Annotated in this window: 15 protein-coding genes; 10 read left to right on the plus strand and 5 right to left on the minus strand. The window is 78.2% G+C overall.

The genetic code is table 11. The annotated features are described in order from the left end of the window. Window positions 1-33 precede the first annotated feature (33 nt). The 3 genes from ACWPWW_RS12790 to ACWPWW_RS12800 are packed head-to-tail and all read right to left on the minus strand — an operon-like array spanning window position 34 to window position 3,576. Window positions 34-927: a formate/nitrite transporter family protein gene (locus ACWPWW_RS12790; protein ID WP_454050750.1), complete on the minus strand. Its 894-nt coding sequence runs from the start codon at window positions 925-927 to the stop codon at window positions 34-36. A 51-nt stretch (window positions 928-978) separates the two neighbouring features. Then, window positions 979-2,103: a 23S rRNA (uracil(747)-C(5))-methyltransferase RlmC gene (gene rlmC, locus ACWPWW_RS12795; RefSeq protein WP_454050751.1), complete on the minus strand. Its 1,125-nt coding sequence runs from the start codon at window positions 2,101-2,103 to the stop codon at window positions 979-981. Between the two features lie 30 nt (window positions 2,104-2,133). Continuing rightward, window positions 2,134-3,576, minus strand: coding sequence for a malic enzyme-like NAD(P)-binding protein (locus tag ACWPWW_RS12800; RefSeq protein ID WP_454050752.1), 1,443 nt, complete (start codon window positions 3,574-3,576; stop codon window positions 2,134-2,136). Between the two features lie 76 nt (window positions 3,577-3,652). On the opposite strand from ACWPWW_RS12800, the gene ACWPWW_RS12805 reads away from it, so the two are divergent. After that, window positions 3,653-4,528 carry a Fic family protein gene (locus ACWPWW_RS12805; protein WP_454050753.1) on the plus strand — a complete coding sequence of 292 codons (876 nt, stop codon included), beginning with the start codon at window positions 3,653-3,655 and terminating at the stop codon, window positions 4,526-4,528. A gap of 278 nt (window positions 4,529-4,806) precedes the next feature. Here the strand turns inward: ACWPWW_RS12805 and ACWPWW_RS12810 are convergent, their stop codons facing one another. Further along, on the minus strand, window positions 4,807-5,670 hold the full coding sequence (locus ACWPWW_RS12810) for an HAD family hydrolase (RefSeq protein WP_454050754.1): 864 nt from the start codon (window positions 5,668-5,670) through the stop codon (window positions 4,807-4,809). A 170-nt stretch (window positions 5,671-5,840) separates the two neighbouring features. Between ACWPWW_RS12810 and ACWPWW_RS12815 the strand changes: the two genes are divergently transcribed. The 7 genes from ACWPWW_RS12815 to ACWPWW_RS12845 all read left to right on the plus strand — a co-directional run bounded on the left by ACWPWW_RS12815 (window position 5,841) and on the right by ACWPWW_RS12845 (window position 10,395). Next, on the plus strand, window positions 5,841-6,563 hold the full coding sequence (locus ACWPWW_RS12815; protein WP_454050755.1) for a pilus assembly protein FlpE: 723 nt from the start codon (window positions 5,841-5,843) through the stop codon (window positions 6,561-6,563). After that, a complete protein-coding gene (locus tag ACWPWW_RS12820; protein ID WP_454050756.1) occupies window positions 6,560-7,744 on the plus strand; it encodes a TadA family conjugal transfer-associated ATPase in 1,185 nt (394 codons plus the stop codon). The genes ACWPWW_RS12815 and ACWPWW_RS12820 overlap by 4 nt, the downstream gene beginning before the upstream one ends. A gap of 248 nt (window positions 7,745-7,992) precedes the next feature. After that, entirely contained in the window at window positions 7,993-8,544 is a 552-nt protein-coding gene (locus ACWPWW_RS12825) for a type II secretion system F family protein (RefSeq protein ID WP_454050757.1), read from the plus strand. Then, a complete protein-coding gene (locus ACWPWW_RS12830) occupies window positions 8,537-9,097 on the plus strand; it encodes a type II secretion system F family protein (protein ID WP_454050758.1) in 561 nt (186 codons plus the stop codon). The genes ACWPWW_RS12825 and ACWPWW_RS12830 overlap by 8 nt, the downstream gene beginning before the upstream one ends. Window positions 9,098-9,329: 232 nt before the next feature. Then, window positions 9,330-9,545 carry a DUF4244 domain-containing protein gene (locus ACWPWW_RS12835; protein ID WP_454050759.1) on the plus strand — a complete coding sequence of 72 codons (216 nt, stop codon included), beginning with the start codon at window positions 9,330-9,332 and terminating at the stop codon, window positions 9,543-9,545. 98 nt (window positions 9,546-9,643) lie between these two features. Next, entirely contained in the window at window positions 9,644-9,961 is a 318-nt protein-coding gene (locus tag ACWPWW_RS12840) for a TadE family type IV pilus minor pilin (RefSeq protein WP_454050760.1), read from the plus strand. A 2-nt stretch (window positions 9,962-9,963) separates the two neighbouring features. Beyond that, window positions 9,964-10,395: an Rv3654c family TadE-like protein gene (locus tag ACWPWW_RS12845; protein WP_454050761.1), complete on the plus strand. Its 432-nt coding sequence runs from the start codon at window positions 9,964-9,966 to the stop codon at window positions 10,393-10,395. Between the two features lie 79 nt (window positions 10,396-10,474). Here ACWPWW_RS12845 and ACWPWW_RS12850 read toward each other — a convergent pair whose 3' ends face one another. After that, entirely contained in the window at window positions 10,475-13,099 is a 2,625-nt protein-coding gene (locus tag ACWPWW_RS12850) for a DEAD/DEAH box helicase (protein ID WP_454050762.1), read from the minus strand. Window positions 13,100-13,214: 115 nt separating this feature from the next. Between ACWPWW_RS12850 and ACWPWW_RS12855 the strand changes: the two genes are divergently transcribed. Both ACWPWW_RS12855 and ACWPWW_RS12860 read left to right on the plus strand, forming a co-directional pair. Continuing rightward, window positions 13,215-13,988: a LamB/YcsF family protein gene (locus ACWPWW_RS12855; protein WP_454050763.1), complete on the plus strand. Its 774-nt coding sequence runs from the start codon at window positions 13,215-13,217 to the stop codon at window positions 13,986-13,988. Window positions 13,989-13,998: 10 nt separating this feature from the next. Further along, entirely contained in the window at window positions 13,999-15,618 is a 1,620-nt protein-coding gene (locus ACWPWW_RS12860) for a 5-oxoprolinase subunit B/C family protein (protein WP_454050764.1), read from the plus strand. The last annotated feature ends 63 nt before the right edge of the window (window positions 15,619-15,681 follow it).

Below are 15,681 nucleotides of genomic sequence, written 5' to 3' on the forward strand. Positions count from 1 at the left end.
AGATGTCCGATCCGGCCGCGGATCCGGCGCGCGTCAGCGGGCGGGCACCGGCGCCGGGACCGCCGTGGTGCCCGGCTCCGGGGCGGTGCCGGGCTCGGCGGTGCCGGGCTCGGCGGTGCCGGGCTCGGCGGGGGCGGCCGGCGTCGCCGTCCTGCGGGCCGGGGCGGCCGCGACGGCGTTGGCCGCGCCGACCAGCAGCCCGCCGCCCACGAGGTTCCCGAGCCCCACCAGCAGCACGTTGCGCGCGAACTCGGCGACGGTCGCACCGGGCAGCCCCCCGAGGAGGCCGAACGAGAACGTCGTCATGTTGGCCACGACGTGCTCGAACCCCGAGGTGATGAAGACCATGACGCAGGCGAAGATCACGAGGATCTTCGCGACCTCGTCCTGCAGCCGCCCGGCGCACCAGATCGCCAGGCACACCAGGAGGTTGCACAGCACGCCCCGGAAGAACAGCTCGGTCCCGGACTCGTGCGCCTTGTGCTCGACCATCGACGCGATCGTGCGGCCCGCGGGCGTGTCCGGGCCGAGCGCCCCGGACAGGTGCAGGATCGTGGCCAGCACGAGCGCGCCCAGCAGGTTGCCGGCGAGGCAGGCCAGCAGGGTCGCCCCGGCCCGGGCCCACGAGATGGCGCCGCGCATCGCGCCCTGGGTGAAGACCATCATCCCGGAGGTGGCCAGCTCCCCGCCCGCGACCACGACGATCGTCAGCGCCACGCCGAAGACCAGGCCCTGCACCAGCGGCGTGAACCCGGACCCGGCGTCGGCGAGCGGGCCGCCGGCGGTCGTCATGATCACCACGCCGAGGCCGATGTACGCCCCGGCCAGCATGGTGTTGACCAGGTACACGCCCGGGCGGCGGGCGAGGTCGGTCTTCGTCCGGGCGGCGTGCGTCTGGTAGTCGAGGGCCTCGGCGACGCTGAGCATGCGCCCAGCGTGCCCGCCGTCCGGACGCCGGACGTGGGACGAAAGCCACGCTCAGTCGCGGGACAGCGCGACGACGACCTCGTAGTGGCCGGTCTGGGGGAACATGTCGAGCAGCCGGCCACGCCGGGGCCGAAGGGACGGCATCGCCGCAAGGTCCCGGGCGAGCGAGGCGGCGTTGCAGCTCGAGTAGACGACGTCCCGCACGCCGGACGCCTCCAGCCACTCCGCCAGCGCCGGTCCGATGCCGCGCCGCGGCGGGTTGACGACCACCAGGTCCGGCGGCGCCGCGGCACCGAGCGCGAACGTCGTGGCGTCGCCGGCGGCGAACCGGACGTCGGGCAGCGCGAGGTCGTCCCGGCTCTGCTCGGCGCTGGCGATCGCCTCGACGCTGGTCTCGATGCCGACGACCGACCGGCCCGGGCGTGCGACGTGCAGGGCGAAGCCGCCGACGCCGCAGTACAGGTCCCACACCGAGCGCGGTGCCGCGGCGTCCACCCACTCGCGGCCGATCCGGTACAGCGTCGCCGCGACGTCGGTGTTGGTCTGGAAGAAGCTCTGCGGCCGCAGGTGCAGGTCGATGTCGTTCACCCGCATCCGCAGCGTGGCGCGCTCCGTCAGCACGACCTCCTGCTCGCCCTCGAGGACCGCCTTGTGCTCGGGCAGCAGGTTGGCGGACACGACGACCGCGCGGGGCAGCTCGGCCAGCAGCCAGGGCAGGTGCTTGCGCAGCCGGGGGAGCGCCTCGCTCGAGCGCAGCACGAACCGCACCATGAGGTCGCCGTCGGGCGACTCGGTGACGAGGACGTACTTGAGCTCGCCGCGTCGCGTCGGCACGTCGTACGGCACGAGCCGCGCGCGGGTCACGAACGCGGCGAGCACGGGCAGCGCCGCCTGTAGCGTCGCGGGGTACAGGCCGCAGTCCCGCAGGTCCACGCCCGCCCCGCCCGGGTCGAGGATGCCGAGCGTGGGGGCGTCGACCGTGCCGCCCACCGCCATCTTGGCCTTGTTGCGGAAGCCGGACTCCGCGCTCGCCACCGGTGGCAGCCAGTCCAGGCCGTCGAAGCCGGCGAGCAGGTCGCGGCACCGCTCCTGCTTGGCGGCGAGCTGGTCGGCGTACGGCTGCTCGATCAGGGTGCAGGAGCGACACCGCGCGGCGTCGTAGTGGTGGCACTGCACCCGACGATCCTACGGGCGGGCCGCCCGCCGTCAGAGGGCGGGCAGCGGCACCACGGCCACCGCACCCGTGTCGGCGCGGGGGTCGTCGCCCGCGCCGGCGACCCGCGCCACCGCGCTCGCCACCGTCGACGCGACGTCCGGGTGGAACACGCTCGGGATGATGTAGGCCGGGTTGAGCTCGTCGTCCGACACGACGGACGCCAACGCCATCGCCGCCGCCAGCAGCATCTCGTCCGTGATCACGTGCGAGCGCGCGTCGAGCAGCCCCCGGAACACCCCGGGGAACGCCAGCACGTTGTTGATCTGGTTCGCGACGTCGCTGCGCCCGGTCCCGACGACGGCGGCGTGCTGCGCGGCCTCGGCGGGGTCGATCTCGGGCCGCGGGTTGGCCATCGCGAACACCACGGCATCCGGGGCCATGGTGGCGATGTCCGCGCCGGTGAGGATGTTCGGGGCGCTCACCCCGATGAAGACGTCGGCGCCGGCCAGGGCGCCACGCAGGTCGCCGGTGACGCCGCGCGGGTTGGTGTGCGCCGCGATCCACTCGAGCTCGGGCGAGGCCAGGGGCCGGCCCGGGTGCACGATGCCGTCGATGTCGGCGACCACCACGTCCCGCACCCCCGCGGCCATCAGCAGCTTGAGCACCGCGGTGCCCGCCGCCCCCGCGCCCGACAGCACCACCCGGACGGCGCCGATCTGCTTGCGGACGACCTTGAGCGCGTTGGTGAGCGCCGCCGTGACGACGATCGCCGTGCCGTGCTGGTCGTCGTGGAACACCGGGATGTCCAGGCGCTCGCGCAGCCGCCGCTCGACCTCGAAGCAGCGCGGCGCGGAGATGTCCTCGAGGTTGATGCCGGCGAACACGGGCGCGACCCGCACCACGGTCTCGACGATCTCGTCGACGTCCGTGGTGTCCAGCGCGAGCGGGAAGGCGTCGATGCCGGCGAACCGCTTGAACAGCGCGGCCTTGCCCTCCATCACCGGGAGCGCGGCGAGCGGGCCGATGTCGCCGAGCCCGAGCACGGCGGTCCCGTCGGTGACCACGGCGATGGTGTTGCGCTTGATCGTCAGCCGGCGGGCGTCGTCGGGCCGTGCCGCGATCGCCTCGCAGATCCGCGCGACCCCCGGCGTGTAGGCCATCGACAGGTCGTCGCGGTTGCGCAGCGGGACCTTCGACTCGATGGACAGCTTGCCGCCGAGGTGCATGAGGAACGTGCGGTCGCTGACCCGCTCGACGTCGACGCCGGGCAGCGCGCGCAGCGCGTCGACGATCTGCGCGGCGTGCTCCTCGCCGCTCGTCGCGCAGGTCACGTCGACGGTGATCCGCTCGTGCCCGGAGGCGGTGACGTCGAGGGCGGTGACGATGCCCCCGGTCTGCTCGATGGCGGACGTCAGCTCGGAGACGGCCGTCGGCCGGGCCTCCACGTGCAGGCGCGCGGTGATGGACGAGGACACGCTCGGCGTCGAGGGCATGTGCCCAGTGTGGCCCGGATCACGACGGCACGCCCGACCCGGTCACCGCGCGTCGCCCGCTCGTAGGGTGTGGCGCGTGCTGCCCCTCGTGCCTCCGGCGACCCCCTCGCCGGCCGCGGACCCGCTCGCCCCGCTGCTGGACCTGCCGGGCGTGCGCGCCGCCGTCGACCGCGCCCGCACGGCCGGCGAGGAGCTGCGGTGGCACGAGGCGTTCCGGCGCCGGTGGCGCGAGGTCCGGGCCGAGGCCGACGTGCGGGCCGCGCGTGCCAGCGCGGCGGTGGACGGCGCGCGGGTGCCCCTCGACGTGCTGCGCCGGGTGGCCACCGGAGGCGCCGCCCCCGACGCCGCCGACGCCCGGCTGGCGGTCGGGTCGCTGCGGGCGACGGTGCTGGCCGCGACGTGGCGGCCCGACCTCGGCGGCCGGTCGGAGCCGGTGCTCCCGCCGCTCGGCCAGGTGCTCGCCCGCCTGCACACCGCCGCCGGGGCCGGGTGGCTGCCCGAGGCCGACCTGGGCCGGGTGCGGGCGGCGGGTGTGCCCGCCCAGGACCTGGGCGGGCTCGGGCCCGCGCCGGACGGGCCGGACGTCGCCGAGCGCCTCGCCCTGCTGACCCGGACCGTCGCGGCCTCGCGCGCGCCCGCGCTGCTGGTCGCCGCGGTCGTGCACGGCGAGGTGCTGGCGCTGCGGCCGTTCGTCGCCGGGAACGGCGTGGTCGCCCGCGCGGTGGCGCGGCTGGTGCTCAGCGCCCGGGGGCTCGACCCGACCGGGGCCGTGGCGCCGGAGGTCGCGTGGGCCGCGAGCCCGAACCCGTACCTCGCGGCGGCCGCGCGGTTCGCGACCGGGACGCCCGAGGGCGTCGCGGCGTGGCTGGTCGGCGCGGGCGACGCCGTCGTCGCGGGCGCGGCGGAGGGGCGCACGGTCGCCGACGCGGTGCTGGCCGGTCGCCTCGGCTGACACGGACAACGGCGCCCCTGGGGGACGCCGTCGCCGAACGGACGACCGCGAGGGGTATCAGGCGTGCACATGTGCTGCAGTCGAGACGGGGTCGAGCCCGTTCGACGCGTCCTACGTGGACGGGTCGCGCGTGGGTTCCCTCGGGCCTTCAGTTGTGCGGCCCATCACACCCCCGGCGGCGGACGGGGAGAAGAGGGGGCGGCGAAGTCCCAGGTGGCTGCGTACCGCCGTGTCGGATGCCGGGACGGCTGCCCGCATGCCGGACGCGGGGACCCTGCTCACCGGGTCTCTCGACGCCGCCGACCCACCCGCCAGGCCTGCGCGAGCGCCGCGGCGACCAGCACCGTCGCGCCGGCGAGCAGCAACCGGTCCCGCCGGGGAGCGGCCCCCGCGAGGTGCCGGACCGCCGCGCGGCGACCGAGGTCCCGCGCGCGCACGTGCCGCCGGAACACCAGCGGGGTCCAGCCGCGCTGCTCCGCGAGCCGGCGCAGGACCCGGTCGGGGTTGACGACGAACCCGTGCCCGACCGCCTCCAGCATCGGCAGGTCGGTCGAGGAGTCCGTGTAGGCCGACGACGCGGCCAGGTCGTAGCCGCGCCGCCCGGCGAGCTCGCGCATCGCGGCGGCCTTGGCCGGTCCGTACGCGTAGAACGCGATCTCGCCCGTGTACCGGCCGTCCGCCACCCCCATGCGGCTCGCGATCACCTCGTCCGCCCCGACCAGCGCGGCGATCGGCTGCACCAGCTCCGCGCTCGACGCCGAGACCACCACCACGTCGTGGCCGGCGGCGTGGTGCTGCGCCACGAGGTCCAGGGCCTCGGCGTAGACGACGGAGTCGATCGAGGCGTGCAGGCTCTCGGCCACGATCGCGGACACCCGCTCGACGTCCCAGCCCGCGACCATCGCCGACAGCTGGGCGCGCACCCGCTCCGTCCGGCCCTCCGTCGCGCTGCCGAGCAGGAACGCGATCTGCGCCCCGGCCGACCGGAGCATCGCCCGCCGGCTCAGCAGGCCCCCGGCGAGGAACGGCCGGGCGAACGCGGTGGCGGCCGACGTCGCGATCAGCGTCTTGTCGAGGTCGAAGAAGGCGGCGGGCACCAGGCGCGCCGAGGGCCCGTCGGGTGCTGCGGCGGTATCGCTCATCGGGACGTGGGCCTCCTGGAGACCGAGGATATCCAGCCGCACCGGGACGACCACAGGCCGCGGTGGTGCGCGTGGTCCCCAGGTCGGTGCGCGGCGGCACGGCCGGGAGGCGCCGGGCAGGGAACCGTCAGGCCGGTGGGCACCACAGGTCAGGCGGAGCGGAGGACGGCATGGGACGCAGGCAACGGCCCTCGGCGGGGGCGGGCGTGGTCGGGGTCGTCGGCGCGCGGGGCGGTGCCGGGGCCACGGTCACGGCCGCGGCGCTCGCGGCCGAGCTCGCCCGCCACGGCAGCACGGTGCTCGTGGACGCCGGCCCCGGCCCGTCCGTCGACACCGTGCTCGGGCTCGAGGCCCACCCCGGCCTGCGCTGGCCGGACCTCACAGGAGCCCTCGGCTCCGTCGACGCCGCCCTGCTCGCGGGCAACCTCATGCGGTGGCGGAGGTCCGCCGTGCTGCCGACCGACGACGCGCGCCCCGGCCCGCCGCCCGCCGCCGTCGTCCCGGACGTGCTCACGGCGCTCGCCGCGGCCCACGGGTCGGTGGTGCTCGACCTGGACCGGGTGGCCGTGCTCGGAGGACGGGACGCGGCCGCGCTGGTCGACGCCTGCGGGACGGTGCTGGTGGTGGTCCCGCGGGACGTCCTGGCGGTGGCCGGCGCCCGGCTGCTGCGCGACGCGCTCGTGACGCCCGGCCGCCGCGTCGGCCTGGTCACGCGCGGGCCGGCGCCCGGCGGCCTCGGGACGGCGGAGATCGCGACCGCCGTCGGGGTCCCGGTCGTGGCGTCGCTGCCGCGGGTCCGCGACCTGGGCGGCGCGCTCGACCGCGGCGTCGGCCCGGTGCTCCCGCCCGCAGCGGCGCGGGCGGTCGCACGGCTCGCGGGCCGGCTGACGTGACGGACGACGCCGGGCTCGCCGGCCTGGTGGCGACCGTGCGTCGCCGGCTGGCGGAGGAGGGCGGTCCCGTGACCGGCGACCGGGTGTCCGCGGCGCTCCGCGACAGCGGGCGGGTGCTCGGCAGCACCGCGCTCGCGGAGCTCGACGGCGCGGTGCGGGCGGAGATCGTCGGCGCGGGCCCGCTGCAGCCGTTCCTCGACGACCCCGACGTCACCGACGTCCTGGTCAACGGGCCGCGCGACGTCTGGGTGGAGCGCGCCGGCCGGCTGACCCCGGTCCCGGTCGACCTCGGCGACGCGGGCGGGGTGCGCGACCTCGCCGTGCGCCTGGCCGCCGCGGCCGGCCAGCGCCTGGACGACGCCCGCCCCGCCGCGGACGCCCGGCTGCCGGACGGCACCCGCCTGCACGCGGTCCTGCCGCCGGTGGCGGACGGCTGCACCCTGCTGTCCCTGCGCGTGGTGCGGCACCGGCCCTTCGCGCTGGACGACCTGGTGCGGTCGCGCACCGTGGCGCCCGGGGTCGACCGGGTGCTGAGCGGCCTCGTGCGGGCGCGCGCGAACCTGCTGGTCTCGGGGGCGACCGGCACCGGCAAGACGACGCTGCTGTCCACGCTGCTCTCCCTCGCCGACCCCGGCGAGCGCATCGTCTGCGTGGAAGAGGCCGGGGAGCTCGCGCCCCGGCACCCGCACGTCGTCCGGCTGCTCGCCCGGCGCCCGAACGTCGAGGGCGCCGGCGGCGTCGGCCTCGCCGAGCTGGTGCGCGAGGCGCTGCGGATGCGACCGGACCGGGTGGTGCTCGGGGAGTGCCGGGGTGCCGAGGTGCTGGAGGTCCTGAGCGCGCTGAACACCGGGCACGACGGCGGCTGCACCACGGTGCACGCCAACGCCGCCACCGACGTCCCGGCCCGGCTCGAGGCGCTGGGCGCGCTCGCCGGTCTGTCGCGTGCCGCGCTCACCGCCCAGGCCGCGAGCGCCTTCGACGCCGTCGTGCACCTCCGCCGGGACCGCGGCGCACGGCGGGTCGCCGAGATCGCGGGCGTGGTCCGCGGCGGGCGCGACGGGCTCGTCGTCCGCACCGCGCTGGCGGTCGCCGCGGACGGCCGCGTCGAGACCGGCCCGGGGTGGCCGGCGCTGGCCGAGCGCGCGGGGGTCGCGGTGTCGGGGCCGAGCACCGGCGCGTGATGGGGGAGGGGGCGCTGATCGGGGTCCTCGTCGCGGCGGTCGTGCTGCTCTCGGGGCGATCCGGGGCGGCCGCGCGGTCGGCCCGATCGGCCCGATCGGCCCGATCGGCCCGGTCGGCACGGCCGGCCCGGTCGCACCCCTCGCGTCCGGGGGCGGAGGGCGTCGCGGGGTCCGACGGGCCGGGCAGGGGCCGGCGGCTGCTCGGCCGCCGGGGGCGACCCGACCCGACCGCGGCCCTCTGCGCCGCGGTGACGGCGGTCGCGGCCGAGGTGCGCGCGGGGCAGTCGCCGGCGGAGGCGTGGCGGACGGTCCTCGGCGTCGCTGCCGGCCCGGACGGCGTACCGCGGGTGCTGGACGTGGTGGCGGCCGTGAGCGGTGCCGCCCCGGGTGCGCGCCCGCGCGGTGCGCCGCGGCTGCGAGCCGATGCCGCCGAGCAGCTCCGCCGCCGCGTGACGGGTGTGCTCGCCGCGACCCGGCTCGCCGCCCGGCTCGGTGCGCCGCTCGCCGGGGTGCTGGACGGGTGCGTCCGGTCCCTGACCGCGGACGCCGACGCGGAGACGGCGGTCCGCGCGGCGCTCGCGGGGCCGCAGCAGACCACGACCCTGCTCACCTGGCTGCCTGCCCTCGGAGTCGCACTGGGCACGCTGCTCGGTGCGGATCCCCTCGGCGTGCTCCTGCGCGGGGGACTCGGCACCACGGCCGGGGTCGCCGGCGGGACGCTCACGGTCCTGGGGCGGCTCTGGGTGGGGCGGATGGTCGCGCGCGCCCGCCTGGCCGGAGGAGACGGCCCCGGTGGGTGAGGTGCTGCTCCCGCTCCTGGTCGCCGGCTCCCTGCTGCTCCTGCGGCCCATCGCGCGCCGACCTTCCTCCGACGGCGGTCCCAGCCGTGCGGCCGTCCGGACCGGGTCGCCGGACGCCGACGGGACCGGCCCGTCCGACGTGGTCACCGTCGTGGAGCTGATCGCCGTCGCCGTGGAGTCCGGCGCCAGCGTCCCGGGCGCCCTCGACGCCGTCGGGACGGTGCTCGGCGGCCGTACCGGTTCCCAGCTCACGCGGGCCGGGGCGGCCCTGCTGCTCGGCGCGCCCTGGGAGACGGCCTGGGCGCACGCCCCCGCGCTGGGCGGCACCCTCGACGGGCTCGCGGCCGCCTGGCGCACCGGGGCGGCACCCGGCCCGCCGCTGCGGACCGTCGTCGCCGAGCTGCGCCGTCGCCGGGACCGGGCCGGCCGGGAGGCCGCCGCCCGGCTCGGGGTACGCCTCGTGCTCCCGCTGGGGCTGTGCTTCCTCCCCGCGTTCGTGCTCGTCGGGCTGGTGCCTGTCCTCGTCTCGCTCGGCCGCAGCCTGCTCGGGTGACGGCCCGCCGGCCAACCGCTCGCCGGGCGGGTGCCGGGTCGTCCACAGCTGCTGCTCGTGCGCGGCGTCCCCAGGTGGGACCTCACCGTCGCCTGCCGTGCACCGCGACCGCGACAGGGTCGGGTGGTCGGCCGGTGAGCGGCTGACGACGGACGACAGGAGGCACGACATGCACCAGGGATCGACGGGCCGGACCGCGGCGCGGCGCGCGCACGGGTTCACGAGGAGCCGCGTGAGGCGTGGGGTCGCGGCGCGGGCAGGCCGCCTCGCGCACAGGGTCCGGGGCCGGTTCGCCGGGGTCACCCGGGACGCCGGGATGGCCACGGCGGAGTACGCCATCGTGATGATCGCGGCTGTCGGCTTCGCGGGCCTGCTCGTGGTCATCCTCCGCAGCGCCGAGATCCGCGAGACCCTCACGTCCCTGGTCCGGGGCGCGCTGTCGGTGTGAACGGTGCGGAGGAACGTGTGCGGGCGGCGCACCGGGGGGACCGCGTGCGGGCGCGGATCCCGGTGGGGGACCGGATCCCGGCAGGGGACCGGGGCTCCGTGACCGCCGAGTTCGCGGTGCTGCTGCCGGTGGTCGCGCTGCTGGTCGGGGTCGTGGTCGCGCTCACCGCCGGCGCCGCCACGCAGCTGCGGTGCGCCGACGCCGCCCGGGCCGGGGCGCGGGTGGCCGCTCTCGGGGAGGACGACACCGCCGTGTCCGCCGCCGCGCGCCGGGTGGCCGGTGACGGGGTGCGGGTCGCGGTGGGGCGGGACGACGGCTGGGTGGTGGTGACGGTCGACGGGACCGTCGGGCCGTCGCTGCCGCTCGTCGGCGGGCTCGTCGTGCACGCCTCCGCGACGGCGCGGGCGGAGCCGTGAGCGTGCCGCGGCGCCCGGCCGACGGAGGACGCCGGCCGGGGTCGGGCCGCCCGTGGGGGTCGGACGCCGGGCGCGGGTCGGCCTCCCGGTGGGGGTCGGACCGTGGGTCGGGGTCGGTGCTGGTCCTCGTCGTCGTGGCGGTCACGGTGCTCCTGACCGGTGCCCTCGGGATGCTCGTGGGGGCGCAGGTCGCCCGCTCCCGGGCGCAGGCGGCGGCCGACCTCGGGGCGCTCGCGGCCGCCGAGCACCTGCTGCGCGGGCGGGCCGGTCCCTGCGCGGTCGCGCGGGACGTCGTCGAGCGGAACGGCGCGGTGCTCGCGTCGTGCACCGTCGAGGGTGGCGGGGTGGTCGCGGTGCGGTCGACGGCCGCGGCGCCCGTGGGTGACGCGACCGCGCGGGCCAGCGCCGGGCCCCGCCGGGCGGGCCCCGGATGACGCGCGGCGGATGTGCTCGCCCGGGGCCTGGCGGCCTGGCCGGGATGCCGGCGGCCTGGCCGGGATGCCGGCGGCGGGCTCAGGCCGGTGCGTGCGCGAGGACGGCGTCGAGCAGGCGCACGGCCGCGGCCTTCTCCAGCGGGTTGTTGCCGTTGCCGCACTTCGGCGACTGCACGCACGCCGGGCACCCGGTCCGGCACGGGCACGTGGCGATCGCCTGGCGGGTGGCGCGGAGCCACGTCGCGCCGAGGGCGTACCCGCGCTCGGCGAACCCCGCACCGCCCGGGTAGGCGTCGTGGACGAAGACGGTGGCCTGCTCCGTGTCGACGTGCAGGGCGGTCGAGACACCGCCGAGGTCCCACCGGTCGCAGGTGGCCAGGAGCGGCAGCAGCCCGATCGAGGCGTGCTCGGCGGCGTGCAGGGCGCCGGGCGCGGTCTCGACGGTGATGCCCGCCTGCTCGAGGACCTCGGCCGGTGCCGTCCACCAGACGGCGGTGGTCGGCAGGGTCCGGGCGGGGAGCTCGAGCAGCTCGGAGCCCAGCACCTCCATGTCGGGGATGCGCTTGCGCTGGAAGCTCAGCACCTGGGTGGTGACGTCCACGGCGCCGAACCCCCAGGTGACCGGGCCCCAGCGGCGCTCGGCGGTGGTGGAGCGGATCTCGGTCGTCGTCACCCACCGCGCCCAGGTGCCGTAGTCGACGTCGCGGCGGTCCACCAGGGCGACGCCGTCATCGAGGTGCAGGTCGTCCACGACGTAGGTCGCCCCCTGGTGCACGTAGACCGCGCCGCGGTGCACGGTGGAGTCCGCGGCCGCCGAGTCCACCGTGCCGAGCAGGCGGCCGGTGGTCGACTCGACGACGCGGACCGGGTCGCCGCCGGTGCCCCGCAGGTCGGTGAGCCGGGCGGCCTGCTCCGCGTGCGTCCAGTACCAGCCCGACGGCCGGCGCCGCAGTGCGCCGCGTGCGACCAGGACGTCCAGCAGCTCCCGGGTGCCGGGGCCGAAGAGGTCGAGCTCCTCGGTGCGGATCGGCGTCTCGGCCGCGGCGGCGCAGAGGTGCGGGGCGAGGACGTACGGGTTGCTCGGGTCGAACACCGTCGCCTCGACCGGTGCGTCCAGCGCGGCCTCCGGGTGGTGCACCAGGAACGTGTCGAGCGGGTCCTCCCGCGCGACGAGCACCACGAGGCCGTCGGCCCCGGCCCGTCCCGCCCGTCCGGCCTGCTGCCAGAGGGAGACCCGGGTTCCGGGCCAGCCCGCGATCACCACGGCGTCCAGCCCGGAGATGTCGACGCCGAGCTCGAGCGCGTTCGTCGTGGCCAGCGCGCGCAGGCGGCCGGTCCGGATCGCGTCCTCGAGCGCGCGGCGCTCCTCGGGCAGGTACCCGCCCCGGTAGGCGGCGACGCCGGCGGCGAGCTCGGGGTCGACCTCCCGCAGGTGCTCCCGCGTCACGGTGGCGACCGACTCGGCGGCGCGGCGGGACCGGGTGAACGCGAGCGTGCGGGCCCCGGCGGCGGTGAGGTCGGCGAGCAGGTCGGCGACCTCGGCCGTCGCCGATCGGCGGGGGCGGTCGGGGTCGTCCGCGACCAGGTCCTCGCCGGTGCCCAGCGGGCCCGAGCCCTCGCGCGCCGGGCCGACGGAGCCGGCGTCCGGTCCCGGCGCGGGCGCGGCGGTGCGGGCGCTCGGGTCCACGACCGCACCGGCCTCGGACGTCCCGTCGGCGGCCGGCTCGTCCTCGGCGGCCGCGCCCCGGTCGTCCGGGGCCGCGCGGTCGACGTCCACCGGCGGCTCGTCGAGCGGCAGCGCCCACGGGTCGTCCTCGGGCAGCAACCCGCTCCACGGACCTTCGGCGGGGGCGACCTCGGGAGGCTGCCAGAGCGCCACCGTCTTGCGTCCCGCAGGGGAGGCGTCGTCGTCGACCGAGACCACCTCGCCGGGGGTGACCCCGATGAGCCGGGCGGCGCTCACGGCCGGCTCCGCGGTGGTGGCGGACGCCAGGAGGAACACCGGGTCGGCGCCGTACACGCCGGCCACGCGCCGCAGCCGGCGCAGGACCGCGGCGACGTGCGCGCCGAACACCCCGCGGAACGCGTGGCACTCGTCCAGGACGACGTACCGCAGCGACCCGAGCAGACGGGCCCACCGGCGGTGCTGGGGGAGCAGGGCGAAGTGCAGGAAGTCGGGGTTCGTGAGGACGACGTCGGCGTGCTCCTGAACCCAGCGGCGCTCCTCCTGGGAGGTGTCGCCGTCGCAGGTCGAGACCCGCAGGTCGCGCAGCCGCGCCGCGTGCAGCACGCGGTCCAGGGCGTGCCGCTGGTCGGCGGCGAGCGCCTTGGTGGGGCAGAGGTACAGCACCGACCCGCGGCGGGTGACCGACTCGATGCGGCCGGGGTCGAGCGTGCGGGCCGCGGCGTCGGCGCGGACGGCGGTCAGCGACGGCAGCCAGAACGCGAGCGACTTCCCGGACCCCGTCGACGTCGACAGCACGGTGTGCCGGCCGGACCAGGCGGCGTCGGCGGCGTCGGCCTGGTGCCGCCAGGGACGCTCGACGCCCAGCGAGCGGTACCCGGCCACGAGGTCCGGGTCGGCCCACTCCGGCCAGTCGGCCTGGACCCCGGGTCGCGCCGGCAGGTGCCGGACGTGCGTCAGCCGGTCCGCCCGCCGCCCTCCGGCGAGCAGCACGTCCAGCAGCTCACCGGTCCCGACCACGGCACCATCCTCGCCCCTGCGCGGCGGTCCGTCGTACGGGCGTCGCACGCCCGGACGGCACGCGGGACCGCGCACGGGGCGGCGCACGGCCGGCGCGGGGCGGCAGGATGGGCGGGTGGCGACGCACATCGACCTGAACTGCGACCTCGGCGAGGGCTACGGCGACTGGACGCTCGGGGAGCCGGGCACGGACGACGCCCTGCTCGCGGTGGTCACCAGCGCCAACGTCGCGTGCGGCTTCCACGCGGGAGACCCAGCCATCATGGCGGCGCGCTGCGCCACCGCGGTCGCCCGCGGCGTGGCCGTCGGCGCGCACGTCGGGTACCGCGACCTGGCGGGCTTCGGCCGGCGGCGCCTGGACGTCCCGCCGGGCGTGCTCGCGGCCGAGGTGGCGTACCAGGTCGGTGCCCTGCAGGCCGTCGCCCGGACCGTCGGCGGGCGCGTCCGCTACGTGAAGCCGCACGGCGCCCTCTACAACCGGATCGTCGCCGACGAGGAGCAGGCCGCGGCCGTCGTGGCGGGCGTGCTCGGGGTGGACCCGGGGCTCGCGGTGGTGGGGCTGCCCGGGTCGGCCGTGCTGCGGCTGGCGCGCGAGGCCGGCCTCCGGACGGTGACCGAGGCGTTCGTGGACCGCGGCTACCTGGCCGACGGCACCCTCGTGCCGCGCACACGACCCGGTGCGCTGGTCACCGACCCCGACGAGGCCGCCGAGCGGGCGGTGCGGATGGCGCGGGACGGGGTCGTCGCGAGCGTCGACGGGGGCGACGTGGCCGTCGAGGCCGCCTCGCTCTGCGTGCACTCCGACACCCCGGGCGCCGTCCCGGTGGCGCGTGCGGTCCGGGCGGCGCTCGAGTCCGCGGGCGTGTCGCTGCGGCCCGTCGCGGCGTGAGGGCTCGCACGTGACCGTCCGCGTCGTGCCGTACGGGACGGACGCGCTGCTCGCGGACCTGCCCGGGCTCGGCGCGGTGCGTGCGCTGGACGACACGCTCCGCGCCGAGCCGCTGACCGGCACGGTCGACGTCGTCCCGGCGGCCCGCACGCTGCTGGTGCGGTTCGCCACGGCGGCGGAGGCGCAGTCGGCGGTCGGCGTGCTCACCGCGTGCGCCGAGCGTGCGGTCCCGCACCCCGACGACGGCCCGACCGACGGCGAGCCCGGCGACGGCGAGCCCGGCGCCGAGCCCGGTGCCGAGCCGGCCGCCGGGCCCGTCGCCGAGCCCGTCGTCCTGCCGGTCCGCTACGACGGTGCGGACCTCGCGGAGGTGGCGCGGCTGTCCGGGCTCGACGAGGCCGAGGTGGTCCGCCGGCACGCCGCCGCGACGTACACGGTCGCGTTCGGCGGCTTCATGCCCGGGTTCGCGTACCTGACCGGGCTCGACCCGGCGCTGCACGTGCCGCGGCGCGCGTCCCCGCGCGAGCGGGTCCCGGCCGGGTCGGTCGCCGTCGCGGGTGAGTTCGCCGCGGTCTACCCGGCGGCGACCCCCGGCGGGTGGATGCTGCTCGGCACGTGCGACGTGCCGCTGTTCGACGTGGACCGCGACCCGCCGGCGCTGCTGCCGCCCGGGACGCGGGTGCGGTTCGCGCCGGTCGGGGCGGATGTGCCACGCCCCGCCGCACTGCCGCCGACCCCCGGCCGCACCGAGCCGGCCCCCGACGCCCCCACCGTCGAGGTCCTCGCGCCCGGCGTCCTCGCCCTCCTGCAGGACCGCGGCCGCCCCGGCCTCGCCGCCGTCGGCGTCGGCCGGTCCGGCGCCGCCGACCTCGGCGCGCTCCGCCTCGCGAACCGCCTGGTCGGCAACGCCCCGGACGCGGCCGTGCTCGAGGTGCTGCTCGGCGGCGTCGAGCTGCGGTTCCCCCGGGGCGGCGTCGTGGCGCTGGCCGGTGCCGAGGTGCCGGCGTGGGTCGGCGGCACGCCGGTCGCCCCGCACGCCGCCACGCGCGTCCCGCCGGGCGGCGTGCTGCGCACGGGCCACGCGACCCGCGGCCTGCGGGTCACCGTCGCGGTGCGCGGCGGGATCGACGTCGCCCCGGTGCTCGGGTCGCGGTCGGCAGACCAGCTGTCCGGGATCGGCCCGGCCCCGCTGCGGGCCGGCGACGTCCTGCTCGTGGGGAGGCGGGTGGTCGAGGCCGCGCAGCCGTGGGCCGACCCGCCGCGCGCCTGGGACGACCCGGCGGTGCTGCACGTGCGCCCGGGACCGCGCGCGGACTGGTTCCCGCCGGACGCTCTCGACCGGTTCTGCGCGGCCACGTACACCGTGACACCCGCGAGCAACCGGGTCGCGGTGCGGCTCGACGGTCCGCCCGTGCGCCGGCTCGAGCGTGGCGAGCTGCCCTCGGAGCCGCTCGTGCCCGGGTCCGTGCAGGTGCCCCCGGACGGGCGCCCCGTGGTGTTCGGCGCCGACCACCCGGTCACCGGCGGCTACCCCGTGCTCGCCGTGGTCGAGCCGGGTTCCCGTGACCGGGCCGCCCAGCTCAGGCCGGGGGACGCGGTGACCTTCGCGCCGGCCGGCGCTCGCGCCTGACGACCCCCGCGGCCCGCCGCGACCCGCGCCGCAGCGACACGCCGCGCGTCCGGGGGAGTTCGC

It is taken from the genome of Cellulomonas sp. Marseille-Q8402, assembly GCF_965119525.1.